Source organism: Ornithinimicrobium sediminis (genome assembly GCF_021272345.1).
Taxonomy (GTDB): domain Bacteria; phylum Actinomycetota; class Actinomycetes; order Actinomycetales; family Dermatophilaceae; genus Ornithinicoccus; species Ornithinicoccus sediminis_B.
The window spans coordinates 599,569-616,458 of the sequence record NZ_JAJSDQ010000001.1 but is presented as its reverse complement, the minus strand read 5'-3'; the positions used below and the strand labels follow the sequence as shown (position 1 = coordinate 616,458).

20 protein-coding genes are annotated in these 16,890 nt (G+C 72.7%); 19 read left to right on the top strand and 1 reads right to left on the bottom strand.

All coding sequences use genetic code 11. The annotated features are described in order from the left end of the window. The first annotated feature begins 3 nt into the window (after positions 1-3). On the top strand, positions 4-804 hold the full coding sequence (gene proC, locus LVO85_RS02825; RefSeq protein ID WP_232745871.1) for a pyrroline-5-carboxylate reductase: 801 nt from the start codon (positions 4-6) through the stop codon (positions 802-804). Positions 805-873: 69 nt separating this feature from the next. Beyond that, the gene (locus tag LVO85_RS02820) at positions 874-1,413 is read left to right on the top strand and encodes a GNAT family N-acetyltransferase (protein WP_232745870.1); all 540 of its coding nucleotides are present in this window, start codon (positions 874-876) and stop codon (positions 1,411-1,413) included. 3 nt (positions 1,414-1,416) lie between these two features. Here the strand turns inward: LVO85_RS02820 and LVO85_RS02815 are convergent, their stop codons facing one another. Next, on the bottom strand, positions 1,417-2,085 hold the full coding sequence (locus tag LVO85_RS02815; protein WP_232745869.1) for a potassium channel family protein: 669 nt from the start codon (positions 2,083-2,085) through the stop codon (positions 1,417-1,419). Between the two features lie 58 nt (positions 2,086-2,143). Here LVO85_RS02815 and LVO85_RS02810 point away from each other — a divergent pair, with 58 nt between their 5' ends. From LVO85_RS02810 to LVO85_RS02730, 17 genes are all read left to right on the top strand, one after another. Next, on the top strand, positions 2,144-3,331 hold the full coding sequence (locus LVO85_RS02810; RefSeq protein ID WP_232745868.1) for an acetoin utilization protein AcuC: 1,188 nt from the start codon (positions 2,144-2,146) through the stop codon (positions 3,329-3,331). Positions 3,332-3,521: 190 nt separating this feature from the next. Next, entirely contained in the window at positions 3,522-3,722 is a 201-nt protein-coding gene (locus tag LVO85_RS02805) for a helix-turn-helix domain-containing protein (protein WP_232746181.1), read from the top strand. 173 nt (positions 3,723-3,895) lie between these two features. Continuing rightward, complete coding sequence (locus LVO85_RS02800) at positions 3,896-3,994, top strand: 30S ribosomal protein bS22 (RefSeq protein WP_003792170.1); 99 nt, start codon at positions 3,896-3,898, stop codon at positions 3,992-3,994. Positions 3,995-4,091: 97 nt separating this feature from the next. Next, on the top strand, positions 4,092-4,391 hold the full coding sequence (locus tag LVO85_RS02795) for a glutaredoxin family protein (protein ID WP_232745867.1): 300 nt from the start codon (positions 4,092-4,094) through the stop codon (positions 4,389-4,391). Positions 4,392-4,511: 120 nt separating this feature from the next. Continuing rightward, positions 4,512-5,174 (top strand): redox-sensing transcriptional repressor Rex, encoded by a 663-nt coding sequence (locus LVO85_RS02790; RefSeq protein WP_232745866.1) that lies wholly within the window; start codon positions 4,512-4,514, stop codon positions 5,172-5,174. Further along, the gene (locus tag LVO85_RS02785) at positions 5,171-6,493 is read left to right on the top strand and encodes a glutamyl-tRNA reductase (RefSeq protein ID WP_232745865.1); all 1,323 of its coding nucleotides are present in this window, start codon (positions 5,171-5,173) and stop codon (positions 6,491-6,493) included. Before LVO85_RS02790 ends, LVO85_RS02785 begins: the two co-directional genes overlap by 4 nt. Beyond that, entirely contained in the window at positions 6,490-7,497 is a 1,008-nt protein-coding gene (gene hemC / locus LVO85_RS02780) for a hydroxymethylbilane synthase (RefSeq protein WP_232745864.1), read from the top strand. Before LVO85_RS02785 ends, hemC begins: the two co-directional genes overlap by 4 nt. Continuing rightward, complete coding sequence (locus tag LVO85_RS02775; RefSeq protein WP_232745863.1) at positions 7,494-9,149, top strand: bifunctional uroporphyrinogen-III C-methyltransferase/uroporphyrinogen-III synthase; 1,656 nt, start codon at positions 7,494-7,496, stop codon at positions 9,147-9,149. The genes hemC and LVO85_RS02775 overlap by 4 nt, the downstream gene beginning before the upstream one ends. Then, positions 9,146-10,141, top strand: a complete 996-nt coding sequence (gene hemB / locus LVO85_RS02770; protein WP_332875400.1) for a porphobilinogen synthase — start codon at positions 9,146-9,148, stop codon at positions 10,139-10,141. Before LVO85_RS02775 ends, hemB begins: the two co-directional genes overlap by 4 nt. Then, on the top strand, positions 10,138-10,665 hold the full coding sequence (locus tag LVO85_RS02765; RefSeq protein WP_232745862.1) for a MarR family winged helix-turn-helix transcriptional regulator: 528 nt from the start codon (positions 10,138-10,140) through the stop codon (positions 10,663-10,665). The genes hemB and LVO85_RS02765 overlap by 4 nt, the downstream gene beginning before the upstream one ends. A gap of 19 nt (positions 10,666-10,684) precedes the next feature. Continuing rightward, positions 10,685-12,043 carry a glutamate-1-semialdehyde 2,1-aminomutase gene (hemL, locus tag LVO85_RS02760; RefSeq protein WP_232745861.1) on the top strand — a complete coding sequence of 453 codons (1,359 nt, stop codon included), beginning with the start codon at positions 10,685-10,687 and terminating at the stop codon, positions 12,041-12,043. Further along, the gene (locus LVO85_RS02755) at positions 12,040-12,687 is read left to right on the top strand and encodes a histidine phosphatase family protein (RefSeq protein WP_232745860.1); all 648 of its coding nucleotides are present in this window, start codon (positions 12,040-12,042) and stop codon (positions 12,685-12,687) included. Before hemL ends, LVO85_RS02755 begins: the two co-directional genes overlap by 4 nt. Continuing rightward, positions 12,684-13,265: a TlpA family protein disulfide reductase gene (locus LVO85_RS02750; RefSeq protein ID WP_232745859.1), complete on the top strand. Its 582-nt coding sequence runs from the start codon at positions 12,684-12,686 to the stop codon at positions 13,263-13,265. The genes LVO85_RS02755 and LVO85_RS02750 overlap by 4 nt, the downstream gene beginning before the upstream one ends. Continuing rightward, a complete protein-coding gene (locus LVO85_RS02745) occupies positions 13,262-14,008 on the top strand; it encodes a cytochrome c biogenesis CcdA family protein (protein WP_232745858.1) in 747 nt (248 codons plus the stop codon). Before LVO85_RS02750 ends, LVO85_RS02745 begins: the two co-directional genes overlap by 4 nt. After that, positions 14,008-15,627 carry a cytochrome c biogenesis protein ResB gene (resB, locus tag LVO85_RS02740; protein WP_232745857.1) on the top strand — a complete coding sequence of 540 codons (1,620 nt, stop codon included), beginning with the start codon at positions 14,008-14,010 and terminating at the stop codon, positions 15,625-15,627. The genes LVO85_RS02745 and resB overlap by 1 nt, the downstream gene beginning before the upstream one ends. Beyond that, a complete protein-coding gene (ccsB, locus tag LVO85_RS02735) occupies positions 15,624-16,607 on the top strand; it encodes a c-type cytochrome biogenesis protein CcsB (protein ID WP_232745856.1) in 984 nt (327 codons plus the stop codon). The genes resB and ccsB overlap by 4 nt, the downstream gene beginning before the upstream one ends. 6 nt (positions 16,608-16,613) lie before the next feature. Beyond that, positions 16,614-16,883 (top strand): DUF4229 domain-containing protein, encoded by a 270-nt coding sequence (locus tag LVO85_RS02730; protein ID WP_232745855.1) that lies wholly within the window; start codon positions 16,614-16,616, stop codon positions 16,881-16,883. The last annotated feature ends 7 nt before the right edge of the window (positions 16,884-16,890 follow it).

Here is a 16,890-nt window from a genome sequence, read left to right as displayed (position 1 = left end):
GCGGTGACGATCGCGATCCTGGGCGCCGGGGTCATGGGCAGCACGCTGCTCGCGGCCTTCGTGCGCGCCGGCCACGACCGGGCCGACATCGTCATCAGCGACAAGATGCCGGCCCGCACCCAGGAGGTCGCCGAGCTGCACGGGGTCCGTGCCGCGACGGCGGTGGAGGCGGTCGTGGGTGCCGACATCGTCGTGCTCGCGGTCAAGCCGCAGGACATGGGCGCCCTGGTCACCGAGTTCCGCGACCACGTCGAGGAGCACGCGCTCGTGCTGTCGATCGCCGCGGGCATCAGCACCGACTTCCTGGAGCGGCACCTGCCCGAGGGCATCTCCGTCGTGCGGGTCATGCCCAACACCCCGGCCCTGGTGGACGAGGCCATGTCGGCGCTGGCGCGGGGGCGGCACTGCAGCGACGAGCACCTCGCCGCGGCGGAGGGCCTGCTCGCGACCGTCGGTCGGGTCATCACCCTCGACGAGGTGCACATGGACGCCGTGACCGCCATCAGCGGCAGCGGCCCTGCCTACATCTTCTACGTCGTGGAGGCGATGATCGAGGCAGGCGTGCTGCTGGGCCTTCCCCGTGCCACCGCCACCGAGCTCGTCGTCCAGACCCTCTACGGCGCAGCCACCATGATCCGTGAGACCGGACAGCACCCGACCGTCCTGCGCGAGCAGGTCTCGAGCCCCGGTGGCACCAGCGTCGCCGCCCTGCGTGCGCTCGAGGACCATAAGGTCAGGGCCGCTTTCCTCACGGCCATGGAGGCCGCCGCCCGCCGCTCCGCAGAGCTCTCCGCCTCCGACTGAGCGGTGAGGCACCGGACGTTCACCGAGCGGAGCGCCGGAGCGCGCTAGGTCTGTGGAAGAGTAGGGCGCATGAGTGAGATCACCGTGCGCCGACTGACGGAAGAGGACTGGGCCGAGTACCGCGAAGTGCGGCTGCGGGCGCTGCGTGAGTCCCCCGAGGCATTCGTGGCCTCGGCCGAGGAGGAGGCCGACTACTCCGAGGACCGCTGGCGCGCTCGGATGCGGCGCTCCCAACGCCTGCTCGCCGGGCGTGACGGCGAGGCGCTGGGGGTGGCCAGCGTCGGCACCGAGGGCACCTCGGGCGACACCGTCGGCGAGCTGTTCGGGCTGTGGGTGACCCCGGAGGCGCGTGGCACCGGCGTCGCCCGCCGCCTGCTCGAGGCCGGCGCCCGCGCGGCCCGTGAGGACGGGCTCAAGCACCTGGTCTACTGGGTGGGCACCGACAACGGCCGTGCCGTGGCCTTCGCCAGCAGCTTCGGCTTCCGGCCCACGGACAACCGCCGCCCGATGGAGATCAAGGGCGTCGACATCGACGACGACGACGCGGAGGAGATGGCGATGGTGCTCCCGCTCGGCTCCTCCTCGGGGGACATCCCGACCAGCCTGTGAGCCTCAGGGCCTGCTGGCCAGCTGCTCGATCAGCTTGCTCGGGCCCGAGACGATCATGATGTGGTGCGGGCCGACCTTGGTCTCGGGGAGCGCGTGCGTGAAGTCCTCCCCGGGGGCCTTCAGACCCACCACGGTCACGCCGTAGCGCTTGCGGATGTCGGTCTCCAGCAGGCTGAAGCCGATCATCTCCTGGGGCGGGCGCATCTTGACGATCGCGTAGCCGTCCTCGAACTCGATGTAGCCCTCCATCTTGTCGTTGACCAGGTGTGCGACCCGGCCGCCGGCCTCGGCTTCGGGGAAGACGACGTGGTGCACCCCGATCCGCTCCAGCAGCCGGGCGTGCTCGGCGCTCACCGCCTTGGCCCAGATTGAGGCGACCCCGGCGTCGACCAGGTTGCCGGCGGTGAGCAGCGACCCCTCGACGGAGCTGCCGATGCCGACGACGGCGACCCGGAAGTCCTGCGGCTTCACCTTGCGCAGCTCGTCCGGGTTCGTGGAGTCGAACGACAGCACACGCAGCAGGCGCCGCGAGAAGCGCTCGGCGACCTCGTTGTTGGTCTCGACCGCATGCACCCGGTAGCCCAGCCGGTCCATCTCCAGCGCCGCTGCCGCCCCGAACCGCCCCAGGCCGATCACCAGCACGTCCTCGTCGAACAACCGGTGCTTGGTCATGCGCTCACTCCCTGTCGTCGGTCCCGCCGCCGACCAGGGGGTCGGCTAGCGTGAGTCCATGATCGGCCTCAATGTCGTCTGGGACCAGCGTTTCACGGCCTACGACTTCGGGGTGGGCCACCCGATGCATCCCATCCGGCTGGACCTGACCCACGCCCTGAGCCAGGAGCTGGGCCTCCTCGGTGGCAGCGAGGTCCGCGTGGTGCCCGGTGAGCACGCCGACGACGCCCTGCTGGCGACGGTGCACGACCGCCGGCTCATCAAGACCGTGAAGCGGCTCTCGGAGCGTCCCGACCTGGCCCGGGGCGACCGCGGGATCGGCACCGAGGACACCCCGGCCTTCCCGGGGATGCACCTGGCCACCTCCCTGGCGGTCGGCAGCACGGTGGCGGCGTGTCGCGGGGTCTGGCAGGGGGAGTGCCGCCACGCCGTCAACATCTCCGGCGGCCTGCACCACGCGATGGCCGACCGTGCCTCGGGCTTCTGCGTCTACAACGACATCGCCGTGGGCATCCGGTGGCTGCTCGACCACGGCGCCCAGCGGGTGGCCTACGTCGACCTCGACGTCCACCACGGGGACGGGGTGGAGCGGATCTTCTGGGACGACCCGAGGGTGATGACCGTCTCGGTCCACGAGAGCGGGAAGGACCTCTTCCCCGGCACGGGCTTCCCCGGCGACACGGGAGGCCGGAAGGCTCCGGACACCGCCGTCAACGTGGCGCTGCCCGCCGGCACCGGCGACGAGGGGTGGCTGCGGGCCGTCCAGGCGGTCGTGCCGGCCGTCGTCGAGGCGTTCGCCCCGGACATCCTCGTCACCCAGCACGGGTGCGACTGCCACTTCTCCGACCCGCTGGCCCACCTCGCCGTCTCGATCGACGGCATGAAGACGGCCTACGGCTGGGTGCACGACCTGGCACACCGGGTGACCGGCGGTCGCTGGGTCGCCCTGGGGGGCGGCGGCTACGAGCTCGTGCAGGTCGTGCCCCGGGCGTGGTCCCACCTCATCGCCATCGCCGCCCACGCGCCGGTGTCGCTGACCGAGCCGACCCCCGCCGACTGGCAGGCCATGGTGCTGCACCGGCTCGGCACCGTCGCTCCTCCACGGATGGGGGACCTGGGTGGCCGGCCGATCGAGTACGGCAACTTCCGGGAGGGCTACCACCCGGAGGACCCGGTCGACATGGCGATCATGGCCACCCGGCGGGCGATCTTCCCCGGCTGGGGCCTGGACCCCTACTTCGACTGACCGGCGTCGGTGCCCCGCTGCACCTGCCAGTCGACCCCGTCACATCCTGGCTCGTACGGCGTGTCGGCTGGACAGTCGCACTCTGTCACTTTCGCAACACCACCATCTGGCCGTAGTGTTTGCCGGAGACACCCGGACTCCGTCGCCCTGCGTCGTGAGGTCTGCACGATTCGACGAGACAGGACAGTTCATGGGCGAGGACCCTCAGGTGGCCGAGATGAGCTTCATGACCGTGGCGGAGGTCGCCACCCTCATGCGTGTCTCGAAGATGACCGTCTACCGGCTGGTCCACAGCGGCGAGCTGCCCGCGGTCCGCGTCGGCCGGTCGTTCCGGGTGCCCGAGCAGGCCGTCAACGACTACCTGCGTGACTCCTACCACGGCACCGCCTGACCTTCGGGCCGCCTGCTCCGCCGTGGGCCTGGTTTGAGGGTCGTCCTCACTGGCAGGTAGGCTGGGCCGACTTGTCCGCGTCGTGGCCACGGCCCGACCGGGACCGAGCACCACGCGAGACCCCGAGCATCGCCCTCGACGATGCACCCCGAGACGAAGGACACGGTTCACACATGGGTTCTGTGATCAAGAAGCGCCGCAAGCGGATGGCCAAGAAGAAGCACCGCAAGCTGCTGCGCAAGACGCGTCACCAGCGTCGCAACAAGAAGTGACGTCGCGACACCCGTCGCGACCCTGCCCGCACGGCGCCCGACCCGCAGCACTGGGTCCGGCGCCGTTCGTGTGCCCGAGAGCTCCGGGAGAGCGGTCATGACCCACGACGCGGCCCCCGCCTTCGCGGACCTGCCCCAGCGCGACGGCTCCGGCCGGCCGGTGCGGGTCACCGTGCTGGGCCGGCAGGGCTGCCACCTGTGCGAACGTGCACGGGTGGCCGTCAGCAGGGTGTGCGAACGCACCGGCACGGGATGGGTGGAGGCCGACGTCGACGACCACCCCGAGCTGGTGCCCGTCTTCGGGGAGTGGGTCCCGGTCATCTTCGTGGACGGGCGGCGACACGACTACTGGGCCGTCGACGAGCAGCGCCTCACCGAGGCACTGACCCGGGGCTGAGGTCCTGCAACGGCTTTGTGCTTTCGTTCACAAAGTTTTACCCTGAGGGGGTCAACGGCCGGCTCTGCCGGCGTTCTGGTATATGCACCCTGACGACCGGAAGGAGTCGGTGCTGTCGTGATGGCCGAACCCGCCCGGCGCGGGGTCCCGGAGGCCACGGTGGGGAGGCTGCCGGCCTACCTCAGGGCACTGACAGCGTGTGCGGCTCAGGGCACGACCTCCATCTCCTCGGAGGAGCTGGCGGCCGCGGCGGGGGTGCGCTCAGCGCAGCTGCGCAAGGACCTGTCCTACCTCGGGTCCTACGGCGTCCGGGGAGTCGGCTACGACGTCGAGCGGCTCTCCTCGCAGATCGCCGGGGAGCTCGGGCTCACCCAGGAGTGGCCGGTCGTCATCGTGGGCCTGGGCAACCTGGGCCGGGCGCTGGCGGCCTACGGCGGGTTCAGCGAGCGAGGCTTCCGGGTCGTGGCCCTGGTCGACGAGGACCCGGCCGTGGTCGGCCGGACCGTCCAGGGGCTGACCGTGCAGACCCTCACGCAGCTCGACGAGGCGGGCACCCCGGTCGCCATCGGGGTGATCACCACCCCGGCCGACCAGGCGCAGGACGTCGCCGACCGGCTGGTGGCCCTCGGCGTGCGCTCCGTGCTCAACTTCGCCCCTGCCGTCCTGTCGGTGCCGCCCGACGTGGCCGTGCGCAAGGTCGACCTGGCCACCGAGCTGCAGATCCTGGCCTTCCACGAGCAGCGACGGGCTGCCGCGCCTGGACCCCAGGAGGTGACCGGATGAGCGTGCTGGTCGTGGGCCTGTCCCACCACACCGCCCCGATCGAGGTCCTCGAGCGGATGGCGCTCGGCCCGCTGGGAGCGATCGACCTCGCCGCTCGCGTGGGCCGCGCGGAGGGCATCAGCGAGTGCCTGGTGCTGGCCACCTGCAACCGGGTGGAGGTGGTCGTCGAGGCCGAGAGCTTCCACGGCCCTCTGACCGCCATCGGCGAGGAGCTCAGCCGCTCGACCGCCCTCGGGCTGGAGGAGCTCACCGAGCACCTCTACGTGCACTACGAGGACCGCGCCGTCAGCCACGTGTTCTCGCTCGCCTGCGGCCTGGACTCGATGGCGGTCGGGGAGAGCCAGGTGCTCGGTCAGCTCCGCGACGCGCTCTCCGTGGCGCAGCACGCCGGGCACGTCGGCCCCCAGCTCAACCCGCTCTTCCAGCATGCACTGCGGGTGGGCAAGCGGGCCCACTCCGAGACCGCGATCGACGCGGTCGCGGCCTCCCTCGTCGGTCTGGGCCTGGAACGGGCTCGCACCGTCCTGCCCGACCTGTCCGCGGCCCGGGCCGTCGTCCTCGGTGCCGGGTCCATGTCCGGCCTGGCGGCGGCGACGCTCTCCCGCGCCGGTGTGGGAGAGCTGGTGGTGGTCAACCGCACCGCCGAGCGTGCGGCCCGGCTCGCGGACGCGCACGGGGGCCGTGCGGCTGCCTGGGGCGACCTCGCCCACGTGCTGTCACAGGCCGACCTCGTGGTCTCGTGCACCGGCGCGGTCGGCCACGTGCTGGACGTGCCCGCGGTCGCCTGTGCCCGTGCCGCGGTGGACACCCCTCTGGTCGTCATCGACCTGGCCCTCCCGCGCGACGTGGCACCTCAGGTCGGCGGGCTCCCGGGGGTCCACGTCTGGGGCCTCAGCGAGATCCAGGCAGGCCGGCGCGACACGGTCGCCGACGCCGTCGAGGGGTCGGCGGTCGCGCAGGTGCGTGACCTCGTCACCGCGGAGGTCGCCGCCTACCTCACCGACCGGCGTGCGCAGCGCGTGGCGCCGACGGTGGCGGCCCTGCGAGCCCGGGCGCACGAGGTCGTCGACCTGGAGTACGCCCGGCTGCTGCAGCGTCTCCCCGAGCTCGACGAGGCGTCCCGCTCGGAGGTGCGCCGCACCGTCCAGCGCGTCGTGGACAAGCTGCTGCACACGCCCACCGTGCGGGTCAAGGAGCTCCAGTCGGGCGAGACCAGCGGCGACTACGCCCATGCCCTGCGCGAGCTGTTCGACCTCGACCCGCACGAGGTCGCCGCGGTGACCTCGCCTCCCCGCATCCGCAGGCGGGTGCGGCCATGACCTCCTCGCTGCGGCACACCCCGCCGCTCACCCCCGCCGAGCAGCAGTGCGTGCCCGGGGCCGAGCACCGTCCGGCGCACCGGGTGCTGCGCCTCGGCACCCGCAGCAGCGCGCTGGCCTCCACCCAGTCCACCTGGGTGGCCGAGCGGCTGCGTCAGGCCGGCCACGACGTGGAGCTGGTCGAGGTGCGCACCGAGGGTGACGTCAACCTCGCCCCCCTGACCCAGATCGGCGGCACAGGCGTCTTCGCCTCGGCGCTGCGCACCGCGCTGCGCTCCGGCGAGGTCGACCTGGCCGTCCACTCCCTCAAGGACCTGCCCGTCGCCCCCGAGCCGGGGCTGTCCGTGGTGGGTCTGCCGCAGCGGGAGGACCCTCGCGACGCGGTGGTCACCCGGGGCGGCCGCGGGCTGGCCGAGCTGCCCGCCGGTGCCCTGGTCGGCACCGGGTCACCCCGTCGCGCCGCGCAGGTGCAGCTGCTCGCCCCCCAGGTGCGCGTCGTCGACATCAGGGGCAACGTCGGCACCCGCATCGCGAAGGTGCACTCCGGCGAGGTCGACGCCGTGGTCCTGGCTGCGGCGGGGCTGCGGCGGCTGGGTCGCATCGACGAGGCGGCCGAGCTGCTCGACCTGGAGCAGATGCTGCCGGCGCCGGGGCAGGGCGCCCTGGCGGTGGAGTGCCGCACGGACGACGCCGAGGTGCTGGCTGCCTGCGCCGGTCTCGACGACCCCGACACCCGCGCCTGCGTGACCGCCGAGCGCAGCCTGCTGCAGTGGCTGGAGGCCGGCTGCACGGCTCCCATCGGCGCGCACGCCCACCCGGGCCCGACCGGCCTGGTGCTCACTGCTTTCGTGGCACAGCGCGGCAGGTCGCTGCGCCACGCGAGGACCGGGTCCGACCCGGTCGCGCTCGGCCGGGCCCTGGCCGAGGACCTGCTGGACCGCATCGCCGCCGACGAGCCCTCCGGGACCTCGCCGTCGGCCCCCACTACGGAGCGTGATTCGTGAGCACCCACATCGCCGCCCCCACCCCTGGCGCCGCCGGCGCTGTCCCCTCGGCGAGGGTGGCCTTCGTCGGGGCAGGACCCGGTGACCCGGGTCTGCTGACCGTCCGGGCCCGTGACTACCTGGCGACGGCCGACGTGGTGCTGCTCGACTCGCTGCACTGCGCCGAGCAGGTCGCCCGGTTCACCAAGGAGGGTGCCGAGCTGGTCGACGGTCACCACACGTCCAGCGGCAAGCACCTCACCCCCTCCTCCCGCGCCAAGCTCGTCGTGCGCACGGCACGTCGCTTCGAGGACCGCTCGGTCCTCGTGGTGCGGCTGATGAACGGCGACCCCAGCGCCTTCAGCGGCCTGGCGACAGAGGCGCTCGCGTGCAGCAAGGCAGGTGTCCCCTTCGAGATCGTCCCGGGTGTCAGCACGGCCTGGTCGGTGCCGGCCTACGCCGGGGTCCCGCTCACCGGCCGGGGCGTGCGCGAGCTGCACACGATCAACGCCGGCGACGGCCGCACGGACTGGTCGCTCTCGGTGGCCGACGACATCACCGTCGTGGTGCTCGGAGCGGCCACGGACCTGCATCGGGCCTTGAGCGGGCTCGCCTCCGCCGGGCGCGACCCGCAGACGCCGGTGGCGCTGACCGAGCACGGCACGACGGTCACCCAGCACACGACGGTGCTGACCCTGGCCCAGGCCCTGGACGCCCTGCGCGAGGAGCCGCTGGCCCACGTCACCGTCGCGGTGGTCGGTGAGCAGGTCGCGCTGCGCGAGGAGCTGTCCTGGTACGAGACCAAGCCGCTCTTCGGCTGGAACATCCTGGTGCCGCGCACCAAGGACCAGGCCGGCCCGATGTGCGAGCGGATCGCCTCCTACGGCGCGTCCTCCTCCGTCGTCCCGACCATCAGCGTCGAGCCTCCCCGCACCCCACAGCAGATGGACAAGGCCATCAAGGGGCTGGTGACCGGTCGCTACGAGTGGATCGGCTTCACCTCGGTCAACGCCGTCCGTGCGGTGCGGGAGAAGTTCGTCGAGGTCGGGCTCGACGCCCGGGCGTTCGCCGGGCTGAAGATCGCCGCCGTCGGCGGGGTCACTGCGCAGGCGCTGCGCGAGTGGGGCCTGGAGCCGGACCTGCTGCCCGACCAGGAGCAGTCGGCGCGCGGCCTGCTCGAGGTCTGGCCGCCCTTCGACGAGGTGCTCGACCCCATCAACCGGGTCTTCCTGCCGCGCGCCGACATCGCCACCGAGACGCTCGTCGCGGGCTTGCAGGAGATGGGCTGGGAGGTCGACGACGTCACCGCCTACCGCACGGTGCGGGCCACCCCGCCGCCGGCGCCGGTCCGTGAGGCGATCAAGGGAGGGGAGTTCGACGCCGTCTGCTTCACCTCCTCCTCCACGGTGCGCAACCTCGTGGGCATCGCGGGCAAGCCGCACCCTTGCACGGTCGTGGCCTGCATCGGACCGGCCACGGCCCGGACCGCCGAGGAGCACGGGCTGAGGGTCGACGTCGTCGCGCCGGAGGCGTCCTCGGACGCGCTGGTCGACGCGCTGGCCGCGCACGCCCAGGAGCTGGCCGACGCGGCCACCGAGGCCGGTGAGGAGGTCCTGCGCCCGAGCCAGCGACGGCCTGCGGGGCGTCGTGGCGCCGCCAAGGCCCGGGCGTGAGCATCCCGCTGCCACACCACCGCCCGCGTCGGCTGCGGACCACCCCCGCGATGCGGCGGCTGGTCCGGGAGACCAGGCTCTCGGCCGCCGACCTCGTGCTGCCCGTCTTCGTCCGCGAAGGCATCGAGGAGCCGGTGCCGGTCACCTCGATGCCCGGCGTCGTGCAGCACACGCGTGACTCGCTGCTCCGGGCCGCCACCGACGCGGTGTCCGCCGGCGTGGGCGGGATCATGGTCTTCGGGGTGCCCCGACACCGGGACGCCACCGGCTCGGGCGGCACGGACCCTGCCGGCATCCTCAACGTGGCCCTGACCGACCTGCGTGCCGAGCTCGGTGACAGCACCGTCCTCATGGCCGACCTGTGCCTGGACGAGTTCACCGACCACGGTCACTGCGGCGTGCTGGACGAGCACGGTGCGGTCGACAACGACGCCACCCTCGGGCGGTATGCCGACATGGCGGTGGCCCAGGCCCGTGCCGGTGCCCACGTGGTGGGACCCAGCGGGATGATGGACGGCCAGGTGCGGGTGGTGCGTGAGGCCCTCGACGCCGCGGGCCACCAGGACGTCGCGGTCCTCGCCTACACCGCGAAGTACGCCTCGGCCTACTACGGCCCCTTCCGCGAGGCCGTCGGGTCGACCCTGCGCGGCGACCGTGCGACCTACCAGCAGGACCCGGGCAACCGCACCGAGTCGCTGCGCGAGCTGCGGCTGGACCTGGAGGAGGGCGCCGACATGGTCATGGTCAAGCCCGCGCTGCCCTACCTGGACGTGCTCAGCGATGTGGCGGCCGTGAGCGACGTCCCGGTCGCCGCCTACCAGGTCTCGGGGGAGTACGCGCAGATCGAGGCCGCGGCCCGCCTGGGCTGGCTGGACCGGGACCGCACCGTGCTGGAGGCCCTCACCGCCGTCCACCGGGCGGGCGCCCAGGTCGTGCTCACCTACTACGCGCAGGTAGCCGCACGGCTGCTCGCCGGCCGGGACCCCTCATGAGTGACGACGGCGCCGGTCCGGCCGTCGTCCCGGCCTCCCCGCGCGGCGACGACGTGCCCTGGCTCGACGAGCTGGAGCAGGCCACCTGGCGGGCCTTCCTGCGCGGGAGCTACCTGCTGACGGAGGCCCTGGAGGCGGCACTGGCGCAGCACGGGATGCGGATGGGGGAGTACGAGATCCTCTCGATGGTCTCCGAGGCCCCGGGCAGACGGCTGCGCATGTCGGCGCTGGCCGACCGCGTCGTGCAGTCCCGCAGCCGGCTGACGCACACCGCCACCCGGCTGGAGCGGCTGGGGCTGGTCGAGCGTCGCAGGATCCGCGAGGACGGCCGCGGGGTCGACCTGCATCTGACCGCCGCAGGCCAGGCGCTGCTGGACACCATGGCCCCCATCCACGTGGCCAGCGTGCGCGCCGGCCTGGTGGACCTGATGTCCCCCGGGGAGCTCGAGGTGGTCGGCGAGGTGATGCGACGCGTCATCGTGGCCAACCGCACGAGCCCCTCCCAGGGCGCCGACGCGTTCTGAGGCTGTGAGACTGGAGAGCATGAGCACCGACCCCACCCGCACCCCGCCCTACCCCGACGAGGCGCCCCGCTCCGAGGCCCTGCTCGAGCAGGCCCGCCGGGTGATCCCCGGGGGCGTCAACTCCCCGGTGCGGGCGTTCAGGTCGGTCGGCGGAGCCCCACGCTTCATGCGTCGGGGCCGGGGACCCTGGCTGGAGGACGCCGACGGTCGTCGCTACGTCGACCTCATCTGCTCCTGGGGCCCGATGATCCTCGGGCACGCCCACCCCGACGTCCTCGCAGCCGTGCGGGAGGCCGCGGCCGACGGGTTCAGCTTCGGCACGCCCACCGAGCGCGAGGTGCTGCTGGCCGAGGAGATCGTGCACCGCGTCGAGCCCGTGGCCTCCGTGCGCCTGGTCAACTCCGGCACCGAGGCCACGATGAGCGCGCTGCGGGTGGCCCGGGGGTTCACCGGCAGGTCGGCGGTGGTGAAGTTCGCCGGCTGCTACCACGGGCACGTCGACGCGCTGCTCGCCTCCGCGGGCTCGGGGGTGGCGACCTTCGCCCTGCCGGACTCCCCGGGAGTGCCCGCCTCGAGCGCGGGCGAGACCATCGTGCTGCCCTACAACGACGTCGCCGCTCTGGAGGCGGCGTTCGCCGAGCGCGGTGACGAGATCGCGGCCGTCATCACCGAGGCAGCCGCCGGCAACATGGGTGTCGTCCCGCCGGAGCCGGGGTTCACCGAGGCGCTGCTGCGCGTCACCCGGGCGCACGGCGCACTGCTGATCTCCGACGAGGTCATGACCGGCTTCCGGTGCAGCCCGTCGGGCTGGTTCGGGGTGGAGGGCCCGTACGCGACAGGGGCTCCCGACCTGTTCACCTTCGGCAAGGTCATGGGCGGGGGCTTCCCGACCGCCGCGTTCGGCGGACGGGCCGACGTGATGGCGATGCTGGCCCCCGACGGCCCCGTCTACCAGGCCGGCACGCTCTCCGGGAACCCGGTGGCCTCCGCGGCGGGCCTGGCGACGCTGCGCGGGTGCACACCCGAGGTCTACGAGCGGCTCGACGTCGTCGCGCACGCGCTGGCCGACGCGGTTGCGGAGGCGTTCACCCGGCACTCAATGCCGCACCGCATCCAGTGGGCGGGCTCGATGTTCAGCGTCTTCTTCCGGGAGGGCCGGGTGCGCGACTTCGGCGAGGCGAAGGAGCAGGACGCCGCCGCATACGGCCGCTTCTTCCACGCGATGCTGCGCCGGGGCGTGCATCTGCCGCCCAGCTGCTACGAGTCGTGGTTCGTCAGCGCCGCACACGACGACACGGCCGTCGACCACGTGGTGGGTGCGATCCACGCCTCCGCCGCAGAGATCGCTCAGGTTGACATGGGAAGATCGCCTGCATGAGCGGCGCACCGACCACCGTGATCCACGTCGTCCGCCATGGTGAGGTCCACAACCCCGAGGGGGTCCTCTACGGCCGCCTGCCGGGCTACCACCTCTCCGACCTCGGGGTCCGGATGGCAGAGATGACGGCCGACCATCTCGCCGGGCGCGACGTCGTGCACGTCGTGTCCTCGCCCCTGGAGCGGGCACAGCAGACCGCCCGACCCATCGGGGAGCGGCTCGGCCTGCCGGTCGCCACCGACGTGCGGCTCATCGAGTCCGAGAACAAGTTCGAGGGCATGGTCGTCGGTGGTCCCGGCGGAGCCATCACCCGGCCGGCCAACTGGCTGCTGCTCATCAACCCGCTGCTGCCGAGCTGGGGAGAGGGCTACAGGACGATCGCCGCTCGGATGCTCGCCGCGGTCGGTGCGGCGCGGGCCGTGGCCCGGGGCCACGAGGCGGTGCTGGTCTCGCACCAGCTGCCTGTGGTGACGCTGCGTCGCCGGCTCGAGGGCCGCGTCCTCTTCCACGACCCCCGCAAGCGCGAGTGCACGCTGGCCTCGGTCACCTCGATCCGCTACGTCGGGGACGAGCCGGTGGAGCTGACCTACAGCGAACCCGCCTCCCCGCTGCTGCCGATGGCCCGCCCGGGCGCAGGGGCATGAGGCGCGCAGCGCTCCTGGCGGCGGCCGGTGCACTCGTCCTCTCCGGCTGCAGCGGGACCGGGGACACGATCGCCGAGCAGGCCAGGCAGGGAGACAACAAGGGCTACATCGCCGGCGACGGCAGTGTCGAGCTCATCGACACAGCCGAGCGCGACATCGTCATGGACATCTCGGGCACCACCTTGGAGGGCGACCCATGGAGCACCGACGACGTCCGCGGCCAGGTGGTCGTGGTGAACGTATGGGGCTCGTGGTGCGGGCCGTGCAAGGCGGAGGCCCCGGACCTGGAGCAGGTGTACAGCGAGCTCACCGAGGCAGGTGAGCCGGTCGACTTCATCGGGGTCAACCACCGCGACAGCGTCCCCACCGCGCTGGCGTTCCAGGAGGCCAAGGGCGTCAGCTACCCCTCGCTGGAGGACGACGGCGGCCAGACCCTGCTGCAGCTGCAGGGGCTCGCCAACGCCCGCCCCAGCACCCTGGTGCTGGACCCCGAGGGTCATGTGGCCGCCCGGGTGCTGGGCCAGGTCGACGCCACCACCCTGCGCGGGCTGGTCGAGGACGTGCTGGCCGAATCGTGAGCGAACTCGTCCTCAGCGGACCACTGCTCGGGGCGCTCGCGGTCGCCGCGCTCGCCGGGCTGGTCTCCTTCGCCTCGCCCTGTGTGCTGCCCCTCGTGCCGGGCTTCCTCGGCTACGTCAGCGGGATGAGCGCCACCACCGGCACGGACCGCGACCCCGTGCGGGCACGCCTGGTGCTCGGTGCGGCCCTCTTCGTCGCGGGCTTCAGCGCGGTCTTCATCGCCATGAGCGTGGTGCTCTCCTCCTTCGGGCTGCTGCTGCAGGAGCACCAGGGCCTGCTGCTGCGGGTGGGCGGGGTCATCGTGCTGGTCCTGGGCGTGCTCATGCTGCGACCCGAGGCCACCGCCTGGCAGGTGCGCTGGCGCCCCTCGGCGGGGATCGTCGGCGCCCCCCTGCTCGGCGTCGCGTTCGGCCTGGGCTTCAGCGCCTGCACCGGGCCGGCGCTGGCCGCGATCCAGACCCTGGGTGCCTCTCTCGCGCCGACCGACGGGGTCGTGCTGCGGGCCGTGCTGCTGGCGGTGGCCTACTGCGTCGGCCTGGGGCTGCCCTTTCTGCTGGTCGCGGCGGGAGCCGGCTGGGTGACCAGCGGCTCCAAGGCGCTGCGACGCCACCACGCCGCCATCCAGCGGGGCTCGGCCGTGCTGCTCCTCGTCCTGGGCCTGCTCATGGTCCTGGGCATCTGGGAGGACGTCACCGTGTGGATCCAGAGCCGGCTCACCTCCTCCTTCGAGACGGTGATCTGATGGCGGTCGAGGAGCAGACCCCCCCGCAGGCCGGCGAGCGCCCGGGCGTCGTGCAGCCGCGGCTGGGGCCCGTCGGCTGGCTGCGCTGGGGCTGGCGTCAGCTCACCAGCATGCGCACCGCGCTGGCGCTTCTGCTGCTGCTGGCCGTGGCGGCCGTGCCCGGCTCGATCTGGCCGCAGCGCGGGGTCGACCCTGTGCGGGTCAACCAGTACCTGCGCGACAACCCCGAGCTCGGACCGTGGCTGGACCGCCTCGGGATGTTCGACGTCTACGCCTCACCCTGGTTCGCGGCGATCTACCTGCTGCTCATGGTCTCGCTCGTGGGCTGCATCATCCCGCGCACCCGACAGCACTGGCAGGGGATGCGCACACCGCCCCCGGAGACCCCGAGACGCCTGCACCGTCTGCCCACCCACCACCGGACGACGACCGAGGCGACCCCCGAGGAGGCCGTCGCCGTGGCGCGGGCCGTGCTGCGCCGGCACCGGTTCCGTCTTCGCCCGGCCGAGCCGGGAGCCCGGGACGTCGCGGCCGAGGGCGGCTACCTGCGGGAGACCGGCAACCTCGTCTTCCACATCAGCCTGCTCGGGGTCATCGTCTCGGTCGCCGTCGGCCACCTGTGGGGGTGGCGGGCCGAGGTGATCCTGCCCGAGGGGCAGCAGTTCACCTCCAGCGTGGCCGCCTACGACACCGTGCAGCCCGGGCCCCTGGTCGACATGAACGCCATCGAGCCGTTCACGCTGCGTCTCGACGAGCTGGACGTGCGCTTCGAGTCCGACACCGACAACGCGCAGTTCGGGTCACCCCGCCTGTTCGAGGCGAGGGTCAGCACTGCGCCGGCACCGGGGGAGCCGGAGGTCGGCGACCGGCTCGCGGTCAACGACCCGCTGTCGCTGCGCCGCACCTCCGTCTTCCTGCTCGGCAACGGCTACGCCCCGATCGTCACCGTGCGGGACGCCGCGGGGGAGGTGCTCTTCTCCGACGCGGTGCCCTTCCTGCCGCAGGACGACAACTACACCTCCACCGGGGCCGTCAAGGTCGCGGGGGCGGACCCGGAGATCGGCTTCTACGGTGCCTTCCTGCCGACCGTGCGCTTCGACCCCGAGCTGGGGCCCACCTCCGACTTCCCCGACCTGGCCAACCCTGCCCTGGCACTCGGGGTCTACGAAGGGGACCTCTTCCCCGAGGGCGTGCCGCAGTCGGTCTACGCCCTGGACGTGAGCGGCATGGACCCGGTCTACGACGACGCCGGTGAGCAGGTGCAGATCCTGCTCTCACCCGGGCAGACCGAGGCCCTCCCCGGGGGGCGCGGCACGGTGACGCTGGAGGGTGTGCTGCGCTGGGGAGGCCTGGTCATGCGCTACGACCCGGGCCGCCTGCCGGTGCTGGTCTTCTCGGTCACGGCGATGGCCGGGCTGGTCGCCATGCTCGCCGTCCGTCGCCGGCGCCTCTACGTCCGGGTCGGCGACAGCGCCGACGAGAGCGGACGGCATACTGAGATCACCGTCGCGGGGCTCGTCAAGGGCACCGATCCCGGACTGCAGGACCTGGTCGACCGGGTCAGCGAGGAGATTCGCGACCGGCTCCAGGGTGCGACATCGACGAAGGACGAGAGATGACCGACGAGACCCTTGCCGCAGCCTCCGACATCGGCGTGTGGGCCACCATCGCGGTGCTCGCCGTGGCGATGGTCGCCTTCGCGCTGCACCTGGCCGTGAACGCCTCCCGCTCGGGTGCCTCGACCCACCGGGCCGACCGGGAGGGCACGACCGTCGGTGCCCAGGCCGAGGGCGGCGGGGCGGCGGTCGCCACGGTCAGCCCCCCGGACACCGGCGGGGCGCCCTCGAGCCGCCGCTGGGGGGTCACCGGGCTGCAGCTGACACTGCTCGCGGCGTTCCTGGTCAGTGTGGCCGCCGTGCTGCGCGGTGTCTCGGTCAACCGGGCACCGCTGGGCAACATGTACGAGTTCGCCGTCGTCACCTGCGCGTTCGTCCTGGTCATCTACGGCGTCTGGGCGCTGCGGCGCGACCTGCTCTGGCTCGGGCTCTTCGTGGTCACCCCGGTGCTGCTGACCCTCGGGGTGGCGATGGTCGCGTGGTACACCGAGGCGTCCCAGCTGCTGCCGGCGCTCAACAGCATCTGGCTGGTCATCCACGTCACCGTCGCCACGGCCACCGTCGGGCTGTTCATCATCGGCTTCGCCACCGCGGTGCTCTACCTCCTGCGCGACCGTGCGGAGGAGCGGGCCGCCGACGGGGCGGTGACCGGCTGGCTGGCCGCCCTGCCCAGGGCGGCCGTCCTGGAGCGGCTGACCTACGGCCTGCACATCGTGGCCTTCCCGCTGTGGACGTTCACCCTGGTGGCCGGTGCCATCTGGGCCGAGCAGGCCTGGGGACGCTACTGGGGGTGGGACCCCAAGGAGGTCTGGACGTTCGTCATCTGGGCCGTGTACGCCGCATACCTGCACGCCCGTGCCACCACCGGCTGGACGACCCGCCGGTCCACCTGGCTGGCCATCGCCGGCTTCGCCTGCGTGGTCATCAACTACACGGTCGTCAACCTGTTCTTCGTGGGCTTCCACAGCTACTCGGGGGTCTGACCGGTCGTGCTGCGCTACACCGTCCTGCGCCTGCTCGTCTTCGTCGTCTTCCTGCTCGGGTTCCTCTGGGTCGGGGTGCCGGAGCTGTGGGCGCTGGTCTTCGCCGCGCTGTTCTCGATGGTCACCTCCTACTTCCTGCTGCAGCGCCAGCGGCTGGAGATGGCCCAGCAGCTCGACCGCACCGTGTCCCGCCGGATCGAGAAGCGCCAGGCCCGCATGCGGGCCCAGCGCACCGACGAGGAGGACGAGGACGACGAGATCGAGGGCGAGCGCTGACCCGACG